Here is a 21,167-nt window from a genome sequence, read left to right as displayed (position 1 = left end):
AAGTTATAATGAAGATGTAATAAATTAAGTTAGGGATTTTTATGAAAGTTAAAGCAAAAACTATAATAAATATTACAAGTATTCTTATAATTTTAATTTCTATTTACTTAGGCTATAAGGGTTATAAGCTAGGAATATTTACATCAGTTGCAAGTCTTCAAAAATTTTTGCAACAATATGGAATTTGGGCTCCACTAATTTTTATGATTTTACAAATAATCCAAATCATAATTCCAGTTATACCAGGTGGAATTACTACAGCTTTTGGAGTTGTTATGTTTGGACCTTTGTGGGGATTTGTTTATAATTATATTTCAATTTGCCTTGGTTCTATTATAGTATTTTTAATTTCTAGATTTTTTGGAAAAGAAGTTGTACTTGCAATTTTTGGCGAAGAAAATTTTAAAAAATATGATAAGTGGTTAAATCACGAAAAATATGATAAATTTTTTGCTTGGGCTATTTTACTTCCAGTAGCTCCTGATGATTTTTTGTGTTATTTTTCAGGACTTACTGATATGAAATTAATAACTTTTGTAAAAATAATTATTTTTTGTAAGCCTCCTTCAATATTTATTTATTCGATGGGACTTGTTTTGGGAATCAAAACAATATTTAAAAGTTTTGCTTGAAAGATAAATATTCCTATGGTATAATCATTATTGCTTATTGAAAGAGACAAGAAGAGGTGTTTATATGAAAAAAGAACTACATCCAGAATACCACCAAGCAAAAGTTACTTGCACATCATGTGGTAATGAATTCACTGTTGGTTCAACAGAAGAAGAAATCAAAGTTGAAGTATGTTCACAATGCCATCCATTCTATACAGGAAAACAAAGATTTTCTGACCGTGGTGGTAATGTAGAAAAATTCAATAAAAAATATGGAAGAAATAAATAAGGTTAGGTTTCTAACCTTATTTTTTATATGTATTTATGAAAATTAAAGATATTTTAGAAAAGAACAATAATGATTTGATTATTGCGCTTACATATTTATTAAATACAAACAAAAATTTATTGTTCCTTAATAAAGAAGAAATTTTAGATGAAAAAATAGAAATTGAATTAAAAAAAATTAACGATAAGATTAATGAAGGCTATCCACTCCAATATGCAATTGGCAAGTGGAATTTTTATGGTTTAGATTTATTAGTAGATAAAAGAGCATTAATACCAAGGTATGAAACAGAAATTTTGGTAGATCTTATAATTAATGATAATTCAAATAATAAAAAAATTCTTGATATAGGCACAGGAAGCGGAGCGATTTCTCTTGCTCTTTCAAAAAATCTAAAAGATTCTAAAATTATTGGAGTAGATATATCAAAAAAAGCCATAGACCTTGCAAATGAAAATAAGATTAAGTTAAATATTAATAACGTAGAATTTAAAGAAAGTGATATTTTTTCAAATATTGATGAAAAATTCGATATAATAGTTTCAAATCCACCTTATATAAATAAGGAAGATTTTGAAAAATTAGATAAGAAATTATATTATGAACCTCAAAATGCTCTTTATGGTGGAGAAGATGGTTTATATTTTTATAAGAAAATAATAAAAAATGCAAAAAACTTTCTAAATAAAAATGGTAAAATATATCTAGAGATAGGTTATGATCAAAAAGATTCTATAAGTGATTTATTAGAAGAATATGGATATAAACAAATAAAATCCTACAAGGATTTTAATGATTTTGATAGGATAATTAAAGCTTGTATCTAAGGAGGATATATGTTAGAAAATCTAGAACATATGAGAGAAAATTTCAAAGAATTAGAAAAAAAACTTGCTGATCCTGAAGTTTTATCTGATACTGAAAGGTTTAAAAAAGTTTCAAGAGAATACAATCAATTAAAACCAATTGTTGAAAAATACAATCAAATAAGATCTGCAGAAGATATGATTAATGAAAATACTGAGCTTTTAAAAGAAGCTGAAGATAAGGAAATGATTGATCTTTTGAAATCTGAAATTGATGAAAATAAAAAAAATCTTGAAAAATATAATGAAGATTTAAAAGTTTTACTTATACCAACTGACCCTAACGATCACAAGGATGTAATTGTAGAAATTAGAGCAGGAGCTGGTGGAGAAGAAGCTGGACTTTTTGCTGGAAATCTTTACAGAATGTATCATATGTATGCCGATAAACAAAAATATAAAACAGAAGATATTGACGTATCAAGCCAAGGAATCGGCGGAATGAAAGAAGCAACTTTTATAGTAAGAGGTGAAGGCGCTTATTCAAAATTAAAATATGAATCTGGAGTTCACAGAGTTCAAAGAGTTCCAGAAACAGAATCAGGTGGAAGAATTCACACATCAACAGCGACAGTTGCTGTTTTGCCAGAAGCTGATGAAGTTGATATAAAAATTGATCCAAATGATATAAGAACAGATGTTTACAGGTCAAGTGGAAACGGTGGACAAAGTGTAAATACAACAGATTCTGCTGTAAGGCTAACCCACATTCCAACAGGACTTGTAGTAACTTGCCAAGATGAAAAATCTCAAATTAAAAATAAAGACAAGGCAATGAGAGTTTTAAGGGCAAGACTATATGAAATAGAAGAGCAAAAAAGGCAAAAAGAAATTTCAGATAACAGAAAATCTCAAGTGGGAACAGGAGATAGGTCTGAAAGAATTAGAACTTACAATTACCCACAAGGAAGAATAACAGATCACAGGATAAACAAAACTATTTATCAATTAGATGATTTTTTAGATGGAAATATTGAAGAGATGATAGAATCTTTGATAACAGAAGACCAAACTAGAAAATTAAAGACAATGGGAGAAGACTAATTGTTTGAAATTCTTGCAAAAAGATTTGTAAAAGATTATAAATCTACTGATAAACAAAGAGTAAGATTAAAATTAATTTCTTTATCTGGTTTAGTTGGAGTATTAATTAATGTATTTTTGTTTTTAATAAAAATAAGTATAGGAATAATCGCATCTTCTTCAGCAGTAATGGGAGATGCTTTCAATAATATGAGCGATGCCCTTACGAGTTTAATCACTTTGGTAGGTGCAAAAGCAAGTAGCAAACCAGCCGATAGCAACCATCCTTACGGACATGGTAGAAGTGAATACATAGCAAGTTTTTTAGTTTCAATTCTTATTATGTTTGTTGGATTTTTGCTATTTACAAGTTCTATAGATAGTTTTTATAAAGGAAATTTACCAAAACTTTCTAAACTTAGTATAATAATCCTTGTTATTTCTTTAGGATTTAAATTTTACATTTATTTTTTAAATAAAAACTTAGACAAAAAACTAGATTCTAAATTAAATTATGCAGTAATGATAGATGCAAGAAATGACATATTGTCAACAATTTCTATTATTTTTGCTGTAATTATACAAAAATATATAAGTTTTAACCTCGATGCACTTTTGGGTATAATTTTATCCATTATTGTCTTTAAACCAGGTTTAGATTTGTTTATAGATACGATAGATAAGTTATTGGGAAAAGGAATCAGTGAGGACCTTCATAAAAAAATCGAAGAAATAATTCTTTCTGGCGACTTTGTCCATGGCTATCACGATTTAAAAATTCATGAATATGGCAGAGGAAAGCTTGTAGGAAGTTGCGATGTAGAAGTTCCATCAAATATAAGTGTAGGAATAATGCATCAAGCAGTTACAAATATTGAACTTAGACTTTTAAATGAGTTAAATATTTCTATAACCATACACATGGATCCAACTTATTGCTTAATAGAAAATGAAGAAAACAAAAAAATAATTGAGAAATTAAGAAAGTCAGTAAAAAATGCAAACAGAGATATTGAAAATAGATAGAGAAAATATAGATGAAAATATCCTAAACCATGCAGCTGAAATAATCAACAAAGGAGAATTAGTTGCTTTTCCCACAGAAACAGTATATGGTTTGGGAGCTGATGGATTAAATCCAAAAGCAGCTAAAAAAATTTTTAAGGCAAAAAATAGACCAGAAGATAATCCATTGATTCTTCATATAGATGAAGATTATAAATTGGACGAATTGGTTGAAAAGGTTGATGATAGGACAAAATTTTTAATTAAAAATTTGTGGCCAGGTCCTCTTACTGTAATCCTTAAAAAAAGCTCAATAATTCCTGATATAATTACAGGTGGAGGAGATACAGTTGCTGTTAGAAGACCAAAAGATAAACTTGCAAGAGAGTTTATAAAATATTGTAATACACCTATTGCGGCGCCTTCAGCAAATATTTCTGGCAGACCTTCCCCAACAAATGCAAAAGATGTTTATTATGACATGAATGGAAGAATTCCACTAATAATTGATGGAGGAAGTTCAGATATTGGAATTGAATCAACTGTAATTGATATGAGTTTGGAAAATCCTTGTATATTAAGACCAGGATATTACACTTATGAATACATAAAAAAATTTATTCCAAATGTTTGTTTGGATGATTCATTGGTTGATGATTCAAAAGTTCCAAGATCTCCTGGTCAAAAATACAAACATTATGCGCCAAAAGCAGAAATGAAAGTTTTTGTTGGAGATAAAAGTGTAGAAAAAATAAAAGATTTAGCTTTGAAATATAAAAATGAAGGCAAAAAAGTAGGGATTTTAGTTTTTGATAAGGATACTGAAAAATTTTCAGCTTTTACTACACTTTCTTTAGGAAATAAAGATAATTTAATAGAAATGAGCCACGTTCTTTTTGAAGCTTTAAGAGATTTGGATAGAAAAAATGTAGATATAATTCTTGCTGAGGGAGTTAAAGACATTGGGCTTGGAAAGAGTATAATGAATAGGATGAAAAAATCCGCATCTGGAAATATTTTTAATTTGTAAAGGAGAAATAATGGGCAAAGTAACAATTTTGGATCACCCAGTGATCAAACATAAAATTTCAATTTTAAGAGATAAGAATACAGGTTCTAATGAATTTAGATCAATTATAAAAGAGATAACAATTCTTTTAGCTTATGAAGCAAGCAAGGATTTTACTTTAGAAGAATATGATATAGAAACACCAATTTGTAAAACTACAGGTTATAGACTTTCTGGAAAAAAACTTGGAATTATTCCAATTCTTAGAGCAGGACTTGGTATGGTTGATGGATTAATTGAAGTTTTCCCAGCAGCAAGAGTTGGTCATATAGGAATGTATAGGGATGAAAAAACAATGAAACCTATTGAATATTATTTAAAAATTCCTAAAGATTCTAACAAAAGAGATATGTTAGTAATTGATCCTATGCTTGCAACTGGTGGTTCAGCTTGTGATGCCATCCAAAGATTAAAAGAAAAAGGCTGTACTTCTTTAAAATTATTAAATATAATTGCAGCACCTGAAGGAATTAAAAGAGTTCAAGAAGAACACCCAGATGTAGATATTTATATTGCTCAATTGGATGAAAAATTAAATGATGATTGTTATATAGTGCCAGGACTTGGAGATGCTGGAGATAGGTTGTTTGGTACTAAATAAGGGGATAGTATGAGTAAAGAAGAAATATTAGTAGTAAGAAAAAACGGTCCATTAAAAGGAGAAGTTTATATTTCTGGAGCAAAAAATTCAGCTCTTCCAATTCTTGCTGCAAGTCTTTTGGCAAGTGAAGAAGTTATTTTAGATGAAGTGCCAAAATTAAAAGATATAGAAGTTATGGTGGAAATACTAAGAAGTTTAAATGCTAAGGTTGAATATATTACAGAAACAAGTCTTAGAATTGATTCTTCAAATGTAGATAAATTTGAAACACCATTTGAATTGATGGATAAAATGAGAGCATCTTTTATAGTTATGGGTCCATTGCTTGCAAAATTTGGACACGCAGTAACAAAAGCTCCTGGTGGATGTAATATTGGAAAAAGACCAATTGATTTGCATTTGAAAGGTTTTGAAGCTTTAGGTGCTCAAACTACAATGAATCACGAAGAAATATCTTCAAAAACAAAAAATGGTTTAACAGGAAATGTAATTTATTTGGATTTTCCTTCAGTAGGTGCAACAGAAAATATTATGATGGCAGCTACAATGGCAGAAGGAGAAACTGTAATTGAAAATGCGGCAAAAGAACCTGAAATCGTAGATCTTGCATCATTTTTGTCAAAAATGGGTGCAAATATAATTGGAGCAGGTACATCAAATATAATAATTAAGGGTGTGGAAAAATTAAAGGGAACAAGACATACAATAGTTCCAGATAGAATTGAAGCTGCAACTTATATGCTAGCTGCTGCAATTACTGGTGGAGATATTTTAATTAAAAATGTTTTGGGCTCTCACATAAGACCGGTTATAGCGAAATTAATCGAAATTGGTGCTAAGGTAGAAGAAATTGAAGATGATGATATGATTAGGGTAAAAGCTAGTAAAAAATTAAAATCTACAAGTATAAAAACTCTACCATATCCTGGATTTCCTACAGATGTCCAATCTCAATTTATGGCGTTAATGACAGTATGCAAGGGCGAATCATCAGTTGTAGAAACTGTTTTTGAAAACAGATTTATGCACGTTGATGAGCTTAAAAAAATGGGAGCTGCAATAATTACTGAAGGAAATAGGGCTGTAATTGTTGGAGTTGATAAACTTCATGGAGCGGAAGTAAAAGCTACAGATTTAAGAGCGGGAGCTGCTCTTATCCTTGCTGGACTTGTAGCTGATGGAGAGACAAAAATATCTGATATTTATCATATAGATAGAGGATATAGTGATTTGATTGAAAAGTTTACAAAACTTGGTGCTCTTATTGAAAGAAAACAGGTAAATTAATAATGAAATTTGAAGGCATAATTAAAAGTATAATTTATAGAAATGAAGAAAATGGATACACGGTTTTATCCTTACAAACTTCTGACTCGCCTATAACTTGTACTGGAATTATGCCTTTTTTTAATGAAAACGATCAAGTTGTTGTTGAAGGCGAATTAATTTATCATGACAAATATGGGGAGCAAATAAATGTAGAAAGTGCTAGGATAAAAAAACCTTCAGGCAAAAAAGCAATTATTTCGTATCTTTCTAGTGGAAATATTGAGTCAATTGGAAAAAAAACTGCTGAATTAATTTATGAAAAATTTGGGGACAAATCTATTGATGTTGTTTTTAATGAATCTGAAAAACTTTTATCTATACAAGGAATTGGCAAGAAAAAACTTGAAAAAATAAAAGAATCTACTATTGATGCTAGAGATAGTAGGGAGGCTTTGTTATATCTTCAAGGTTTAAATATTTCTTTTAACTTATCAAATAAAATTTACAAAGCTTATGGAGATAATACGATTTCTATTGTGAAGACAAATCCTTATAAATTATCTGAAGATATTTCAGGAATTGGTTTTGTAATGGCTGATAATATTGCCATGAATATGCAAATGAAAAATGATTCTAAATTTAGAATTTCAGCGGCCATTTCTTATATTTTAAAAAATGATGCAGAAATGAGCGGGTCTTGTGCTTTAAAAAAAGAAGATTTGTTGAATAAAACTTTTGATTTGATTAAGGTAGATAAAAATAAAATAAATGAACAGATAAATGAAGATTTACTTAAATCAAAAATTCAAATTATAAAAATTGGAGAAGACGAATTTGTATATGATAAAGATATTTATAAGGCAGAAAAATCATGTGCAATAAATCTTTCTAGGCTTCAAAATGAAAAATATATTTTTGATGTAAAAATAAAAGAAGACTTTGATGCTTTTTCAAAAGAACAAGAAATTGCTATAAAAGAAGCTTTTAATAATATGCTTTTAGTAATTACTGGAGGTCCTGGAACTGGGAAAACTACAATAATAAAGGCTATTTGTAATATTTTAAATGAAAATAATTTGAAATTTAATCTTGCAGCACCTACAGGACGAGCTGCAAAAAGGATGCAAGAGTCTACAGAAAATGTAGCTTTTACAATTCATAGGTTAATAGGAATAAAACCAGAAAGTCCAATTCCAGAATTTAATGAGGAAAATACTCTTGATTGCGATTATGTAATCCTTGATGAGGCAAGTATGATTGATATTAAATTAATGGATAAATTATTGAAAGCTCTCTCATCAAAAACCGCTTTAATTTTGGTTGGAGATCACAATCAACTTCCAAGTGTTGGTGCAGGAAATGTTTTAAAAGATATTTTGGATACGGATATAAAATCAGTAAAACTTAAAAAAATATTTAGGCAGGCCAAAGAGAGTAATATTGTTGTAAATGCTCACAGAATAAATGATGGTCTATATCCAATTTTAAATCAAAAAAATAAGGATTTTTTCTTTATTAATTCAAATTCAAAAAATTTTCAAAACGATTTGTTGGATTTGGTAAAAAATAGACTTCCTAACTACTATAAACTTGATCCTATTAACGACATTCAAATACTTGCGCCTAGCAAAAAATCTTTGTGGGGAATTGTTAATATAAATGATCTTTGTCAAAAAGAATTAAATAAAAATCCTAATTTAATTAAAATTAACAATAGAATTTTTAAATTAGGTGATAAGGTTATGCAAGTTAGAAATAATTATGAACTTGAAAGCTTAAATCCAGATGATTTTGATGATGGCGTTTATAATGGAGATATTGGTAGAATTATTGATATTGATAAAAATATGGAAAGTTTAAAAGTAGAGTTTTATGATGGAAATATTGTCTCTTATAAAAAAGAAGATGTTAAAGATTTGGACTTATCCTATGCAATTACAATTCACAAATCGCAAGGATCTGAATTTGATTGCGTATTAATTCCAATGATGCCAGCATCATTTATGCTTTTAAACAGAAATTTATTGTATACTGCCATAACAAGAGCAAAAAAATTGGTAATTTTACTTGGAGAAAAGAAAATTTTAAAACAAATGGTTAGAAATAATAACGAATCAAAAAGACTTACAAATTTAAGTTTTTGGATAAAAGAATTATCAGAGGCGTTAAAATGATTGGAGATTTTTTGTTTTTGGATGATAATTTGTGTCTTTTTTGCAAGGATGAAGAAAAAGAAAAATTTTCTTTGTGCAAAACTTGTCTTTCAAAGCTTGATTATGTTGACAATGAATTTGAAATTTTAAATTATAAGGCTAGAGTTTTGTATTTTTATAATCCTTTTATGGCACATTTGATTGGAGATTTTAAGTTTAATAGAAATACTTCCCTTTATAAAATTTTTGGTCAAATGATATATGATTATATTAAAGAAAAATCTATAGATGATTTTGATTATATTCTTACGACGCCCTCATCAAAATCTGTTTTAATTAATAGGGGATTTGACCACATAAAACTTATTTGTGATTATTTTATAGATGAAACTAATATGAAATATTTAGAAAATTTTAAAAAAATAAAAAACACAAAGGCTCAACATAAACTGTCAAGAGAAGAAAGGGCAAAAAATTTAAAAAATTCTTTTGAATTTTATGGAGATTTGACTGGGAAAAAAGTTTTGATTTTTGACGATATTATTACAAGTTCCAATACTATGAAAGAAATTATAAGAACAATTGAAAAGGAAAATCCAAAAAATATAGAAATTCTTGCCCTTGCATCAAGTCATAGGGTAAAAAAATAAGGTGCGGGGGCACCTTATTTTTTATGCATTTTCTTTTTCACTTTCTTTTAAAAATTCGTGTATTTTTACGGCAAGTGCCATTTCTATTCTTTTTTTGAAAACTTTACATCCGTAATCATAAATTTTATTTATGTCGCCACCTGCATTATAATTATTTGCTGCACAGCCTCCTGAGCAATACATTTGTGCCCAGCAGTCTTTGCATTTTTCTTGGCTATATAAATTATTTTTTTTGAAATTCTTAATTATTTCTGGTTTTTTGATTCCTTCAAAAACATTTCCTATTTTGAAATCGTCGTTTCCAACAAATTGATGGCAAGGATATAAATCTCCTGTTGGTGTAACTGCCATATATTCTGATCCTGATCCACAACCTGAAATTCTTTTGTAAACGCAAGGCCCATTGTTTAAATCTATCATATAATGGTAAAAAATAAATTTGTCGTCTTTGTCGATTGCATCTATTAACATATCGGCAAGTTTTTCGTATTCTTCAAAAATTCTTGGAAGATGCTCTTCTTTTAGGGCGTAATCCTCTTCATTATTTCCAACAACTGGCTCAAGAGATGTTCTTTTAAAACCTAGATTTAAATATGTATTTATATCTTCTGTAAAATCTAAATTGTTTGCTGTAAAAGTTCCTCTCATATAATATTCTTTATCGCCACGATTTTTTACTAATTTTTGAAATTTTGGAACAATTTTATCAAATGAGCCATTTCCATCATGAGTTTTCCTAAATTCATCGTGTTTTTCTTTTCTTCCATCAAGAGAAAGAACAACATTTTTCATATTTTTATTTAGATATTGGATTTTTTCATCATCCAAAAGCATACCATTTGTAGTAAGGGTAAAATTAAAATGTTTATTATATTTTTTTTCCTTACTTCTGGCATAATCGACGGTATTTTTTACCAAATCCCAATTTAAAAGTGGTTCTCCGCCAAAAAAGTCAATATCCAAATTAAAATGAGATCCTGAATTTTCTAAAAGAAAATCAATAGATTTTTTTGCGACTTCATCTGTCATAATTGCTTCAGGGCCATGGTATCGTCCTTCTTTTGCAAAACAATACTCACAAGAAAGATTGCAAGTGTGACTTACATTTAAGCACATTGCCTTTAGATAAGTTTTTCTTTTATCCAAATCAATGGTTAAATCTTTAAAATCATCATCTGAAAATAAAACTTTTTCGCTAACTAAACTTTTTACTTCATCATAAGCCTCATCAAATTGGTCTTGATTTATATTATGTAAATTTTTAATTTCTTTTTCTATGTAAGATTTGTCTTTATTTTTATTTAATAGGCTTATAATATCGTAAGAAATTTGATCAACTAGATGAACTGATCCGGAATAAACATCCAAAACAATATTATAACCCTTTGCTTTATATTGGTGTATCATTTTTTCTCCTTAATTTATAGTAAAATACTTGGGATTTAATCCAATAAAAAAATAAGGGGCTTGCCCTTATTTATTTTTTGTGTTAACACATTCTTGGTTAGCAACTCCACAAGAAGTTTTGCAAGCTGATTGGCAAGATGTTTGACATTCGCCACAGCCACCATCTTTTTTGCTTTTGTGAAGATTTCTTGTATTTAAAGTAATAATTCTTTTCATATATGTATCTCCTTTTTCCTATAGATTCATAATAACAAAATGGATAATTTTTGTCAATTGATAATAGGAATGTGAGAATTTTCCAAAGATAAATCAATTCCCATAGTTTGAAGATATTTAATCTGGTCAATAATTTTTTTATTAATAATTTCTCCAGGAATAAGAAGGGGAATTCCTGGTGGATAGGCATAAATATATGAGGCAGAGATTTTGCCTTGAGATTTGTCTAGATCAATCAAAGAAATATCTTTGCAAAAAGATTCTTTAATAGATAATTTTTTTTCACATTCAATAAATTCAAATGAAAAATTTGATTTTTTATATTTTAAATTCTTATCAATTTTTAATAAGGCTTTTTTTAATCTCAAAAATCCATCTTTCCTATCAAAAATACTTGCAATCAAAATCACATAAGTTGGGCTTGCCATTTCAATCTCGATTTTTTCTTTGTATAATAAATCAGAAAGCTCATTCCCGTTAATATTTGTATTTTTGCAAGAAATAATAATTTTTGAAATATCTTTAGACTTAGAATTGATAAATTTTAAATTTTTCAAATCAGTTTTATACAAATAAGTTAAATTTTCCAATAAGTTATCCCACAGACCATAAAAATTTGAAAAATTAGAAATCATATCATCAATTGAGCCACTTACTAAATAAGATGGGGAAGATGTTTGAAATATTGCCATATTTCGTCTTAAATTTTTAATATCAATATTTTTATTTTTTATAATAATGCCACTAGCTGGAGTTAAAGCTGATAAATTTTTGTGAAAAGATGTAATAGCTAGGTCGTAGGAAAAATTATTTTCATAATCGGATAAGATTGTATGAGAACCATGAGCCATATCAACAAGCAATAAAATATTTTTATCCTTTATTATTTCTTTAATCTTTTTTAAATCAATCATAAAACCCTCATAAGAAGGAGAAGTAAGAAAAATCAAAGAATAAGAATTTTTTTCGATTTTTTTATTCAAATCTTCGTAATCAATGTCATAAGCCATATCATTTTCGTCTATTTTTACCTTTAAAAAATCTGCATTTAAATCAAAAAGCTCAATTGCATTAAAAACAGATTTGTGGGAATTTCTTTGGACTAGAATATTTTTATTTTTTTGGGTTAAAGCTCTTAATGATGCAAGAATTCCACAGGTTGAACCGTTAGTTGAAATTATAAAGTCATTAGCTTTATAGATATGAGCAAGTTCATTTTCCATTTTTTTGAAAAGCCCTTGGGGATTATTCAAATTATCAAAATTTCTAATTTCTGTTATATCTCTTTCGTAAGAAATTTTTTTATTTAACAAATTTTTATTTCTTTTGTGTCCAGGCATAGCAAATGGATAATAATCTTCTTTTAAATAATCATCTAATTTTTCATTTAACATTTTTAATCCTTTCTTTTATCCAATATTATACTTAAAAAAATTTAAAAATAAATTTTTGAAATTAGACATTTTATTTACATAATCTGTGATATAATGTATAATTGTATTGGAAAATTTACATTAATTTAACATAAAATATATAAAAAATTCACAATTAGAAAAGAGAGGATTAAATGAATAAAAATAAAAAATTAAAAATTACTTCGTTTGTAATTTCTTTGATTGTAATGCTTTTTATTCAAAGCTTTATTGAAGATTTTTCTTACAAAGTTTATACAAACGAAAAAATTGAAATTAGTCAATTGGAACCTAGTAGCCAATATTCGAATAATTTTAAAATTAATTCGATTTATCAAGGCGATAAACTTTTAGACTTAAACAAGGTTGATATTAAAGGATGGACAAAGGCAAATACAAAAACGGGCTATCCAATTCAAACAAATGGTTATAGCAAGGATAATAAATTAAGTATTAAACCTAGTCCAAGATTGATGTTTAATAAATTAACAGTAAATTTTGAAACAAGTCCAAAATATTCTACAGCTGTGATGACTTATTTAAAAGACCATACAATGACAATGTATGCTAGCTCATCTGATAATAGGTCATACGTAGATATTAATTACACAGACTTTTTATCAATTCTTACACAAACATTAATTTTTATAGGCTCAATAGTTCTATTTTCATTTTTTATTTATAATTTAATAAGAAGAATAGAAAAGGCAGAAAATAAGAAAAAAGAAATCTTATACATAGGTAAAGATTATATTTTGAATTTTTTAGTTTTTGGTATATCTGTTTATGGTTTGAGTAAACTAAGAGATCATGTAAATAATGAAATTTATTTTACTTTCTTCCGTGCACCATTTACTTACAATGATTTGGTAGAATTTATATCAATTGTATTTTTAGCATCTCTTGGAATGAAAAGTATTTACAAGAGAAAACAAAACATAAAAGCACTTGATATGACAAATTGGATTTTATTTATCCTAAATCCATTCATGTCATTTTATATATTGGAATCAGCTTACAATCCAAATTTTGCTTCAATGGAAGTAATTTATATATTAATAAATGCTTTAATTTTATTCTTAATCCAAGTTTTAATATATATTGTAATTAGGAAAAAAAGACTTTCAATGATTTTCATTTTAGTTTTATCAATTGCTTTTGGTATTGCTAATGATGCTTTGTATATATTGAGAGATTCTCCGCTTATACCAGCATTTTTGGGATCACTTGGAGTTGCAGCTGATGTTGCAAAAGATACAGTTATTCAACTAAATGGACATTCATTAATGGCATTTTCACTTGCAAGCTTGTGGCTTTTAGTAATTTCTTCTATAAATGAAGGAAAAATTACAATTTCCAAGAAGTCTTATGCAAAACAACTTGTTGGTTATTGTACGATGTTTGGATTGATTACTGTAGTTAGCGTAAATTATTTTATCAAGCAAAATGGAGTTGGAGTAAACTTGTGGAGACCATCAAGAACTTATTATGTAGAAGGTTCCCCATATAGTTTTTATAGAATTTTTGCAAACCAAATTCTAACAGCACCAAGAGGCTATGATGAAAAAGAAGTAGAAAATACATTAGAAGAATATTACAACAAAGATATTGGAACAAAAGATAACAAAAAACCAAATATTGTAATGATTCAATCTGAAGCTCTTGCTGATTATTATGGAAAAGGAAATTTAAAATTAAGTGAAAATCCAATTGCTTTCCAAAGATCTTTAGAAGAAAATGCAATTCAAGGAAATGCTTATGTTTCAGTTCTTGGTGGAGGAACAGTAAATTCAGAATACGAAACTTTAACTTCAGTTCCTTTGACATTTTTCCCACTAGGAGCTTATCCATTCCAACAATATGTAAAAGAAGGTCACACATCAGTAGCAAGAATTTTGGAAAATCAAGGTTATGAAACATTTATAACTCATCCAAATAAACCAACAAATTATTCAAGACAAGAAGTATGGCCAAATTTAGGATTTAAAAATATTGCATTTTTACCAGATTATGACCAAAACCCAAATAATTTTGAATCAACAAATGGATTTTTAAAAGATTCAGTTGCTTATGACAAAATAAAAGAGCAATTTGAAAATAAATCTGATGACAAACCTCTTTTTGCATATCTTGTATCAATGCAAAATCATGGTGGTTATACATCAAATATTCCTGGAGGCATCAAAGTTTTAAATGAAAATAATGGAGATGATCAAGGGGCAAGCCATTATGTAAACTTGCTTAAAAAATCTGATGAGGATTTAAAAAATCTAATCGAATACTTCAAATCTTATAAGGAACCAACAATACTTTGTATATTTGGTGATCATCAACCACAAAACTACGATGTATTTATGAAGTTGATAAACTCAAATGACAACTATACAAATAAGGATGTTTTCCATACGCCTCTTACTATTTGGGCAAATTATGATATTGAAGAGGATAAGGATGTAAATATATCAGTAAATTACTTAATGCCATATTTATTAGAAAAAGCTGGTGGAATTAAATTATCAGCATATCAAAAATATATGTTAGATATGCACAAGGATTATCCAATTATTTCAACTAAACAAATATATAATAATGAAGGTCAAGAAGTAAGCAAAGATGAAGAATTTATAAAGAGAAATAATAAATTAAATTCCTTAATTTATTATGAAATGAAGCAAGATACAAAATCAAATAAATATTTTAATGAAGCTTCAAAATAAAATTTTCCGAAACCAAGTAAATCTTGGTTTCGGTTTTTTCATGTTTAATTAATATGATATAATAGCTACATAAGAATTTAAAAAGGAGAATCAATGCAAAGTCTAATAGATTTTATTAGATCAAGTTTTTCAAATGAAATAGCCCTAATAATTATTAGCATGCTGCCTTTAATAGAATTAAAAGGTTCAATTCCTATTGGTCTTGCAATGGGATTTAAACCAGTTAAAGCTTATATGTACTCAATTATTGGTTCAACTATTCCAGCAATTTTTATACTCTTATGGATTACGCCAATTTTTGCATACATGAAAAAAAATGCTAAACTTAAAAAAATTGCAGCTTGGGCTTTGAAAAAAGCTGAGAAAAAAGAAGGAAGAATAAAAAAATATGAATATTTAGGTTTATTTTTATTTGTAGCAATTCCTTTGCCGGGAACAGGAGTTTGGATGGGATCTTTGATTGCATCAATTCTTGGCTTAAATAAAAAAAGATCTTTTATTACAATAGCAGTTGGAAATGTAATTGCAGGAGTAATTATTTATACTTTTTCTAGTTTTTTCTTTTAAGGAGTTATATGAATATAAAAAAAAGAATTATAAAAGCAATACTGATTATCTTAATGGGATTAACAGTTTTATTTGCAATTCAACTTGTAAGAGGATTTATAGGATCACAAATAATAAAAGATGAAAATAATTTTACAGGAAGTGATCTTGGAGAAGGTAACAAGATTGAGCAAAAAAATAAAGATGAATTGTTATTTGTTTTTGCAGGTGTAGATGCAACTGGGGAAAAACTTGGTACAAGAACTGATACACTTATGCTTGTTTTGATGAATAAAGAAAACAAAACCATAGATATAATTTCTATTCCTAGAGATACAAGGGTTGATGTAGATGGGAATATGGATAAAATAAATGCTGCTCATTCTTATGGTGGTATGGACGATACAATAAAAACTATAAGAAATTTCTTGTCAATAGATTTAGATTATTATGCAGAAGTTAGTTTTCAGGCAGTAGAAGATGGAGTAGATGCACTTGGTGGAGTGGATATAAATGTTCCAGACCAAATTGCAACAGCTCAAAATATTGAACCTGGTCTGCATCATTTTAATGGAAAACAAGCTCTTGATTATTGTAGGTTTAGAAAAGGCTATGCAAATGCTGATTTGGGAAGAATTTCTTGCCAACAAGATTTTGTTGTTCAATTTATCAAAAATATGACAAGGCCAAAAAATATAATAAAAATTCCTGGTGTAATTTCAAAAGTAAGCTCAAACATGGATTCAAATATAAGTATGACAACTATTTTATCTTTTGCTTGGGCATTTAAAAATATTGATGATGCTCAAATAAATACACAAACAATTCCAGGATACCCAGATATGATTGATGGAATATCTTATTATATTCCAGACAATGAGGCAACAATAGATTTAAGAAATAAAATATTATATAATTATTTATTAGAAGAATAAAGGAGAAATTATGGACATCAAATCAACAATAAGAGTAATTGAAGACTACCCAAAAGAAGGAATATCATTTAAAGATATAACAACTCTTTTAAAAAACAAAGAGGCTTACAAAGAAACAATTGACCTTATGGCAGAAAAATTAAAAGATTTAGATTTTAATTATATTATTGGAATAGAATCTAGAGGATTTATTTTTGGAGCAGCCCTTGCTGACAGATTAAATGTAGGATTTATTCCAGTTAGAAAACCAGGAAAATTGCCAGGAGAAATAAAATCTTTATCTTATGATTTGGAATACGGACAAAGCACAATAGAAATTCACGAAGACGCTTTGAAAAAAGGGGATAAGGTTGTAATAGTTGATGATTTAATAGCAACAGGTGGATCTGCAAAAGCTTGTACAAAATTAGTAGAATCATTAGGTGGCGAAATAGTTTGCTTAGAGTTTTTAATAGAACTTACAAGCCTTAAAGCAAGAGAGGAATTAAAAGATTATAAAGTGATTTCATTAATTGAATACGATCATTAAAACCAAACCTTCATTAATTTGAAGGTTTTTATTTTGGTATATTTAAATAGATTCATAACTTTTAAGTTTTTAATAAATTTTCATAATGTTTGCCTAAAATTTTAAAGGGTATAGTATGTGTAAGGGAAAATAATTATTAGGAGGAAAAAATGGATCAATATAAGATGGTTGAAAATAAATTAAAGGAATTGGAAATAGATTTCAAAATAGTTGATCATCCACCTGCAACTACAACAGAGCTTGCTGACAAATATATAGAAGGGCATGAGGGTGTTCGTACTAAATCTATGTTTTTAACTGATAGAAAAAAGAAAAATTTTTATTTGGTTATATTGGATGATTATAAAAGATTAGATATGGATCGTTTTAAAGATATAGTTGGAGAGAAAAAAGTAAAAATGGCATCTGAAAATTCTTTGATGGAAAAAATGAAACTTCCAGCAGGAACAGTTTCTCCTTTTGGTTTGTTAAATAATGAAGACCATGATATAAAATTTTTCATGGACAAAGAAATTGCAGATGAAGAAATAATGACTTTTCATCCAAATATAAACGAAAAAACTTTATTTTTAAAAACAAAAGATTTGTTCAAATACTTGGATAATATAGGATATGAAGTAAATATTATAGAATTATAACTTTAGGGCATCTAAATTTAGATGCTTTTTTATTTCTTTATTTTAAAAAATTTTGATTTTTTTGTGGAATTTTTGTAATATAAAATAGGTTTTAACAAAGCTAAGTCTTAAAAAAAGGAAGAAAAAATGAAAAAGAAAGAAAAAAAATTTAAAAAATTAAAATATATTTTGATAATTGTTTTTATAGGTTTTATTATAAGTTTAGGGACAAATAAATTTTTGAAAACTGATTTTGATAATTTGCCAAAACTTGATAGACAAGTTATAGAAGAATACGATAAATTTCAAAAAAGTGATGAAAAATTATGGAAAGATTATAGGCTTGAAGATAAGGATATATTGATAATAAATAAAAATGTTGTCGGGAATTTTTATTTGCTTACTAAGGATAAAAATATAAAGTCGATTTTTGCTAAAAAAATAAAGACCAAAGAAGATAAAATAAATATTTATAGGATTTCTAAATTGTATCCAAAAAGATTTGAGTATTTAATTGGAAATTTTAATACTAAAGATAAAAATTATAAAATTTTGGGAAAGGATAATATTTTTTATGTAAAATATGACAAAGATTCAATAAATAAAAAATTTTCATCTTTACATTTTTTGCCTTTCCTAAGCCATGAGGCTTTGCATTATTATATGCAAAAAGATTGGGATAATATTACTTTTAGGGGATATTCTTACAGTGATAAGGAATTGGATTTGTTGGATAGGGAGTATAAAATTTTAGGAAAAATTAAAAATGCTCTTGATGAAAATGCTGATGTAAATACTTTAAAAAATTTGGGTAAAGAATATTTAAAGGTAATGGATGAAAGATTTGAAAAAACTAATCCTGAAAAAATCCAAGCTGAAATTTTTGAAGAAACAATGGAGGGAGCTGCAAATTATGTATCGATAAAAGCAGCAAAAATTGTTGGATATGATTATGGGATTTTGTATTTTGATAATACAAAAAATGTAAAATTTGATGAAATAGTTCCAACAATAAAAAAAGGACAAATTAATCAAAGTATAATCGGAGAAAAAATAGTTTATGAATCTGGATCACTTTTGTGCCAATATTTGGATAAGATTGAAGTTAAAAATTGGCAAGAAAAATTAAATAATAAGGGCAAAAAAGATACAAGCTTATATAGCATTATAAAAGAAAATTTAAATTAAGGAGTTTTTATGAAAGATGCAAAAAAAATTTCTATACAAGAAACTTATGGCGAAAGATTTCAACATTGTTGGGGTTGTGGACCAAAAAATGATAAGGGATTGCATTTAAAATCTTTCCCAAGTGATGATAAAAAAACTGTAAGAGCAAAAATTATTCCAAATGAAATGTATACGGGTGGAGTGCCTAAAAATCTTTTTGGTGGAATGATTGCAATGATTTTTGATTGTCATGGCACAGCTTCAGCTGCTTATTTTGCTCATATCAACAAGGGATTGGAATTTGATGAAAATACATTAATAGGAAGATTTATAACAGCAAGACTTGAAGTTGATTTTAAAAAACCAACTCCAATGAATGAAGAGATTGAAGTAATAGCAAAACTTGAAGAAATTAGCGAAAGAAAAGCAATTATTAATATGGAATTATTAGCAAAGGGAGAAATTAGAGCAAAGGCAAAAATGGTTGCAGTTAAAGTAAAAGATAATATGTAAAATTAATCCAGCTATATTTTTAAATTAAAAATATATAGCTGGAATTTTTTTATAAATAATGTTAGCTAGTTGACAATTAAAATTCTCAAAGTATAATTTTTTCGTCAAGGAGGAAATTTTGCAAAAAGGAATTTTAAAAAAAATAAAAGATTTGGATATTTGTATGATTAGAAAAATGTCGGAACTAAAAAACTGCGCAGGACATGATCATTCTAATGTAGCAAATCCAACTCAAGTAAAAATTTTTTCGTATTTGATAGAAAATAAAGATAGGGATGTTTTTCAAAGAGATTTGGAAGAAGTTCTCAATCTAAGACGAGCTACAATATCAAATATTTTGAAAAAAATGGAAGCAAATGAATATATTGTAAGAGAAACTGATAAAAAGGATTTGAGATCAAAAAAAATTATTCTTACAGATTTAGCTATCAAAAGATATCAAAAGGGTTTAAATCACTTGAGAGATATTGAAAAGATAGCGACGAAAAATATAGATAAGAAAGATTTAGAAATATTTAGTAATGTTATTGATAAGATGATTATTAATATTGAAAATTATAATGGAGATATGAATAATGATAAAATTATTTAAAAATTTGAAAAAAATAGATGTGATTTATGGTTTGATAGCCATAATTTTTATTGTCTTTCAAGTTTATTTAGATTTGAAAATGCCTGATTATATGTCAAAAATCACGGTGTTGGTTCAATCTGAAGTAAGTGAGCTTGATGAAGTTTTAAAATATGGTGGCTACATGATGGCTTGTGCCTTTGGTTCAATGATTAGTGCAGTTATTACTGGTTATTTGATTTCTACAGTTTCTGCCAGATTTTCTAAAAATGTTGGAAGAAAATTATTTGATAAGGTGACAAGTTTTTCGAGTGAAGAAATACACGAATTTTCTACACCAAGCCTTATTACAAGAAATACAAATGATATAACTCAGGTACAAATGTTTTTGGCTATGGGCTTACAAATGTTAATAAAATCGCCAATAACTGCAATTTGGGCTATAAATAAAATTCTTGATAAAAGTTGGCAATGGTCAGCTGCTACAAGTGTAGCTGTAGTATTTTTGTTGGTTGTTGTAGGAATAATAATGGCTATTGTAGTTCCAAAATTTAAATTAGTTCAAAATTTAATTGATAAATTAAATAGGGTTACAAGAGAAAATTTAATTGGAATTAGAGTTATTAGAGCCTTTAATGCTGAAAAATATCAAGAAGAAAAATTTGAAGAAGTAAATACAGATTTGACAAATTTACAAACTTTTAACCAAAAAATGTTTGCTTTAATGATGCCAATTATGTTTTTTGTAATGAATTTTTTGGCTTTGGCAATTTATTTTATTGGCTCAAGATTAATTGATGGGGCAATGATTGCAGAAAAAATTGAATTGTTTGGAAATATGGTTGTATTTTCATCTTATGCTATGCAAGTTATTATGTCATTTTTAATGTTAGCCTTTATTTTTATGATGCTACCAAGAGCAAATGTTTCAGCAGATCGTATTAATGAAGTTTTAAATACAAAAATTAAAATAGAAGATGGAAAAGGAGTAGTATAAA

The 21,167-nt window shown here is 27.4% G+C and carries 22 protein-coding genes; 19 read left to right on the top strand and 3 right to left on the bottom strand.

The window, feature by feature from the left end; all coding sequences use genetic code 11:
- Positions 1-41: 41 nt before the first annotated feature.
- The 10 genes from I6H46_RS09250 to I6H46_RS09205 all read left to right on the top strand — a co-directional run bounded on the left by I6H46_RS09250 (position 42) and on the right by I6H46_RS09205 (position 9,539).
- Positions 42-632, top strand: coding sequence for a TVP38/TMEM64 family protein (locus tag I6H46_RS09250; RefSeq protein WP_004839031.1), 591 nt, complete (start codon positions 42-44; stop codon positions 630-632).
- 64 nt (positions 633-696) lie between these two features.
- Positions 697-903: a 50S ribosomal protein L31 gene (rpmE, locus tag I6H46_RS09245; RefSeq protein ID WP_004839030.1), complete on the top strand. Its 207-nt coding sequence runs from the start codon at positions 697-699 to the stop codon at positions 901-903.
- 35 nt (positions 904-938) lie between these two features.
- Positions 939-1,730: a peptide chain release factor N(5)-glutamine methyltransferase gene (gene prmC / locus I6H46_RS09240; RefSeq protein ID WP_200225858.1), complete on the top strand. Its 792-nt coding sequence runs from the start codon at positions 939-941 to the stop codon at positions 1,728-1,730.
- Positions 1,731-1,739: 9 nt separating this feature from the next.
- Positions 1,740-2,813, top strand: coding sequence for a peptide chain release factor 1 (gene prfA, locus I6H46_RS09235; protein ID WP_019117493.1), 1,074 nt, complete (start codon positions 1,740-1,742; stop codon positions 2,811-2,813).
- Entirely contained in the window at positions 2,814-3,818 is a 1,005-nt protein-coding gene (locus I6H46_RS09230; RefSeq protein ID WP_019117494.1) for a cation diffusion facilitator family transporter, read from the top strand.
- A complete protein-coding gene (locus I6H46_RS09225; protein ID WP_019117495.1) occupies positions 3,790-4,827 on the top strand; it encodes an L-threonylcarbamoyladenylate synthase in 1,038 nt (345 codons plus the stop codon). Before I6H46_RS09230 ends, I6H46_RS09225 begins: the two co-directional genes overlap by 29 nt.
- A gap of 10 nt (positions 4,828-4,837) precedes the next feature.
- On the top strand, positions 4,838-5,467 hold the full coding sequence (gene upp, locus I6H46_RS09220) for a uracil phosphoribosyltransferase (RefSeq protein WP_019117496.1): 630 nt from the start codon (positions 4,838-4,840) through the stop codon (positions 5,465-5,467).
- A 9-nt stretch (positions 5,468-5,476) separates the two neighbouring features.
- The gene (gene murA / locus I6H46_RS09215) at positions 5,477-6,754 is read left to right on the top strand and encodes a UDP-N-acetylglucosamine 1-carboxyvinyltransferase (protein ID WP_019117497.1); all 1,278 of its coding nucleotides are present in this window, start codon (positions 5,477-5,479) and stop codon (positions 6,752-6,754) included.
- Positions 6,755-6,756: 2 nt separating this feature from the next.
- Positions 6,757-8,910: an SF1B family DNA helicase RecD2 gene (gene recD2, locus I6H46_RS09210; protein ID WP_019117498.1), complete on the top strand. Its 2,154-nt coding sequence runs from the start codon at positions 6,757-6,759 to the stop codon at positions 8,908-8,910.
- Positions 8,907-9,539, top strand: coding sequence for a ComF family protein (locus I6H46_RS09205; RefSeq protein WP_070605995.1), 633 nt, complete (start codon positions 8,907-8,909; stop codon positions 9,537-9,539). The genes recD2 and I6H46_RS09205 overlap by 4 nt, the downstream gene beginning before the upstream one ends.
- Before the next feature lie 21 nt (positions 9,540-9,560).
- Here I6H46_RS09205 and scfB read toward each other — a convergent pair whose 3' ends face one another.
- The 3 genes from scfB to I6H46_RS09190 form a co-directional block, all read right to left on the bottom strand.
- Positions 9,561-10,946: a thioether cross-link-forming SCIFF peptide maturase gene (gene scfB, locus I6H46_RS09200; protein WP_019117500.1), complete on the bottom strand. Its 1,386-nt coding sequence runs from the start codon at positions 10,944-10,946 to the stop codon at positions 9,561-9,563.
- Positions 10,947-11,012: 66 nt separating this feature from the next.
- Entirely contained in the window at positions 11,013-11,162 is a 150-nt protein-coding gene (gene scfA, locus I6H46_RS09195) for a six-cysteine ranthipeptide SCIFF (RefSeq protein WP_004817312.1), read from the bottom strand.
- Positions 11,163-11,215: 53 nt separating this feature from the next.
- Positions 11,216-12,556 carry an aminotransferase class V-fold PLP-dependent enzyme gene (locus tag I6H46_RS09190; protein WP_019117501.1) on the bottom strand — a complete coding sequence of 447 codons (1,341 nt, stop codon included), beginning with the start codon at positions 12,554-12,556 and terminating at the stop codon, positions 11,216-11,218.
- Between the two features lie 173 nt (positions 12,557-12,729).
- On the opposite strand from I6H46_RS09190, the gene I6H46_RS09185 reads away from it, so the two are divergent.
- From I6H46_RS09185 to I6H46_RS10160, 9 genes are all read left to right on the top strand, one after another.
- A complete protein-coding gene (locus tag I6H46_RS09185) occupies positions 12,730-15,291 on the top strand; it encodes an alkaline phosphatase family protein (RefSeq protein WP_019117502.1) in 2,562 nt (853 codons plus the stop codon).
- Positions 15,292-15,384: 93 nt separating this feature from the next.
- Positions 15,385-15,858 (top strand): COG2426 family protein, encoded by a 474-nt coding sequence (locus I6H46_RS09180; protein ID WP_019117503.1) that lies wholly within the window; start codon positions 15,385-15,387, stop codon positions 15,856-15,858.
- Positions 15,859-15,866: 8 nt separating this feature from the next.
- Positions 15,867-16,772: an LCP family protein gene (locus I6H46_RS09175; RefSeq protein WP_019117504.1), complete on the top strand. Its 906-nt coding sequence runs from the start codon at positions 15,867-15,869 to the stop codon at positions 16,770-16,772.
- Positions 16,773-16,782: 10 nt separating this feature from the next.
- Positions 16,783-17,301, top strand: a complete 519-nt coding sequence (locus I6H46_RS09170; protein WP_019117505.1) for an adenine phosphoribosyltransferase — start codon at positions 16,783-16,785, stop codon at positions 17,299-17,301.
- A 149-nt stretch (positions 17,302-17,450) separates the two neighbouring features.
- A complete protein-coding gene (locus tag I6H46_RS09165; RefSeq protein ID WP_019117506.1) occupies positions 17,451-17,939 on the top strand; it encodes a prolyl-tRNA synthetase associated domain-containing protein in 489 nt (162 codons plus the stop codon).
- A gap of 126 nt (positions 17,940-18,065) precedes the next feature.
- A complete protein-coding gene (locus tag I6H46_RS09160; RefSeq protein WP_019117507.1) occupies positions 18,066-19,106 on the top strand; it encodes a hypothetical protein in 1,041 nt (346 codons plus the stop codon).
- Positions 19,107-19,115: 9 nt separating this feature from the next.
- On the top strand, positions 19,116-19,598 hold the full coding sequence (locus tag I6H46_RS09155) for a hotdog family protein (protein ID WP_019117508.1): 483 nt from the start codon (positions 19,116-19,118) through the stop codon (positions 19,596-19,598).
- 118 nt (positions 19,599-19,716) lie between these two features.
- Positions 19,717-20,190, top strand: coding sequence for a MarR family winged helix-turn-helix transcriptional regulator (locus I6H46_RS09150; protein ID WP_200225856.1), 474 nt, complete (start codon positions 19,717-19,719; stop codon positions 20,188-20,190).
- Complete coding sequence (locus I6H46_RS10160) at positions 20,174-21,166, top strand: ABC transporter permease (protein WP_234287355.1); 993 nt, start codon at positions 20,174-20,176, stop codon at positions 21,164-21,166. The genes I6H46_RS09150 and I6H46_RS10160 overlap by 17 nt, the downstream gene beginning before the upstream one ends.
- The last annotated feature ends 1 nt before the right edge of the window (position 21,167 follow it).

Origin of the sequence: Anaerococcus obesiensis, assembly GCF_016599815.1 — a bacterium.
Taxonomy (GTDB): Bacteria; Bacillota; Clostridia; order Tissierellales; family Peptoniphilaceae; genus Anaerococcus; species Anaerococcus vaginalis.
This window is presented reverse-complemented; position numbering and strand designations above follow the sequence as displayed.

What these genes read in the sequence shown, in the direction of transcription:
- I6H46_RS09250 (WP_004839031.1), top strand. Translation starts at nt 42, where the DNA reads ATGAAAGTTAAAGCAAAAACTATAATAAATATTACAAGTATTCTTATA.
- rpmE (WP_004839030.1), top strand. Translation starts at nt 697, where the DNA reads ATGAAAAAAGAACTACATCCAGAATACCACCAAGCAAAAGTTACTTGC.
- prmC (WP_200225858.1), top strand. Translation starts at nt 939, where the DNA reads ATGAAAATTAAAGATATTTTAGAAAAGAACAATAATGATTTGATTATT.
- prfA (WP_019117493.1), top strand. Translation starts at nt 1,740, where the DNA reads ATGTTAGAAAATCTAGAACATATGAGAGAAAATTTCAAAGAATTAGAA.
- I6H46_RS09225 (WP_019117495.1), top strand. Translation starts at nt 3,790, where the DNA reads ATGCAAACAGAGATATTGAAAATAGATAGAGAAAATATAGATGAAAAT.
- upp (WP_019117496.1), top strand. Translation starts at nt 4,838, where the DNA reads ATGGGCAAAGTAACAATTTTGGATCACCCAGTGATCAAACATAAAATT.
- murA (WP_019117497.1), top strand. Translation starts at nt 5,477, where the DNA reads ATGAGTAAAGAAGAAATATTAGTAGTAAGAAAAAACGGTCCATTAAAA.
- recD2 (WP_019117498.1), top strand. Translation starts at nt 6,757, where the DNA reads ATGAAATTTGAAGGCATAATTAAAAGTATAATTTATAGAAATGAAGAA.
- I6H46_RS09205 (WP_070605995.1), top strand. Translation starts at nt 8,907, where the DNA reads ATGATTGGAGATTTTTTGTTTTTGGATGATAATTTGTGTCTTTTTTGC.
- scfB (WP_019117500.1), bottom strand. Translation starts at nt 10,946, where the DNA reads ATGATACACCAATATAAAGCAAAGGGTTATAATATTGTTTTGGATGTT.
- scfA (WP_004817312.1), bottom strand. Translation starts at nt 11,162, where the DNA reads ATGAAAAGAATTATTACTTTAAATACAAGAAATCTTCACAAAAGCAAA.
- I6H46_RS09190 (WP_019117501.1), bottom strand. Translation starts at nt 12,556, where the DNA reads ATGTTAAATGAAAAATTAGATGATTATTTAAAAGAAGATTATTATCCA.
- I6H46_RS09185 (WP_019117502.1), top strand. Translation starts at nt 12,730, where the DNA reads ATGAATAAAAATAAAAAATTAAAAATTACTTCGTTTGTAATTTCTTTG.
- I6H46_RS09180 (WP_019117503.1), top strand. Translation starts at nt 15,385, where the DNA reads ATGCAAAGTCTAATAGATTTTATTAGATCAAGTTTTTCAAATGAAATA.
- I6H46_RS09175 (WP_019117504.1), top strand. Translation starts at nt 15,867, where the DNA reads ATGAATATAAAAAAAAGAATTATAAAAGCAATACTGATTATCTTAATG.
- I6H46_RS09170 (WP_019117505.1), top strand. Translation starts at nt 16,783, where the DNA reads ATGGACATCAAATCAACAATAAGAGTAATTGAAGACTACCCAAAAGAA.
- I6H46_RS09165 (WP_019117506.1), top strand. Translation starts at nt 17,451, where the DNA reads ATGGATCAATATAAGATGGTTGAAAATAAATTAAAGGAATTGGAAATA.
- I6H46_RS09160 (WP_019117507.1), top strand. Translation starts at nt 18,066, where the DNA reads ATGAAAAAGAAAGAAAAAAAATTTAAAAAATTAAAATATATTTTGATA.
- I6H46_RS09155 (WP_019117508.1), top strand. Translation starts at nt 19,116, where the DNA reads ATGAAAGATGCAAAAAAAATTTCTATACAAGAAACTTATGGCGAAAGA.
- I6H46_RS10160 (WP_234287355.1), top strand. Translation starts at nt 20,174, where the DNA reads ATGATAAAATTATTTAAAAATTTGAAAAAAATAGATGTGATTTATGGT.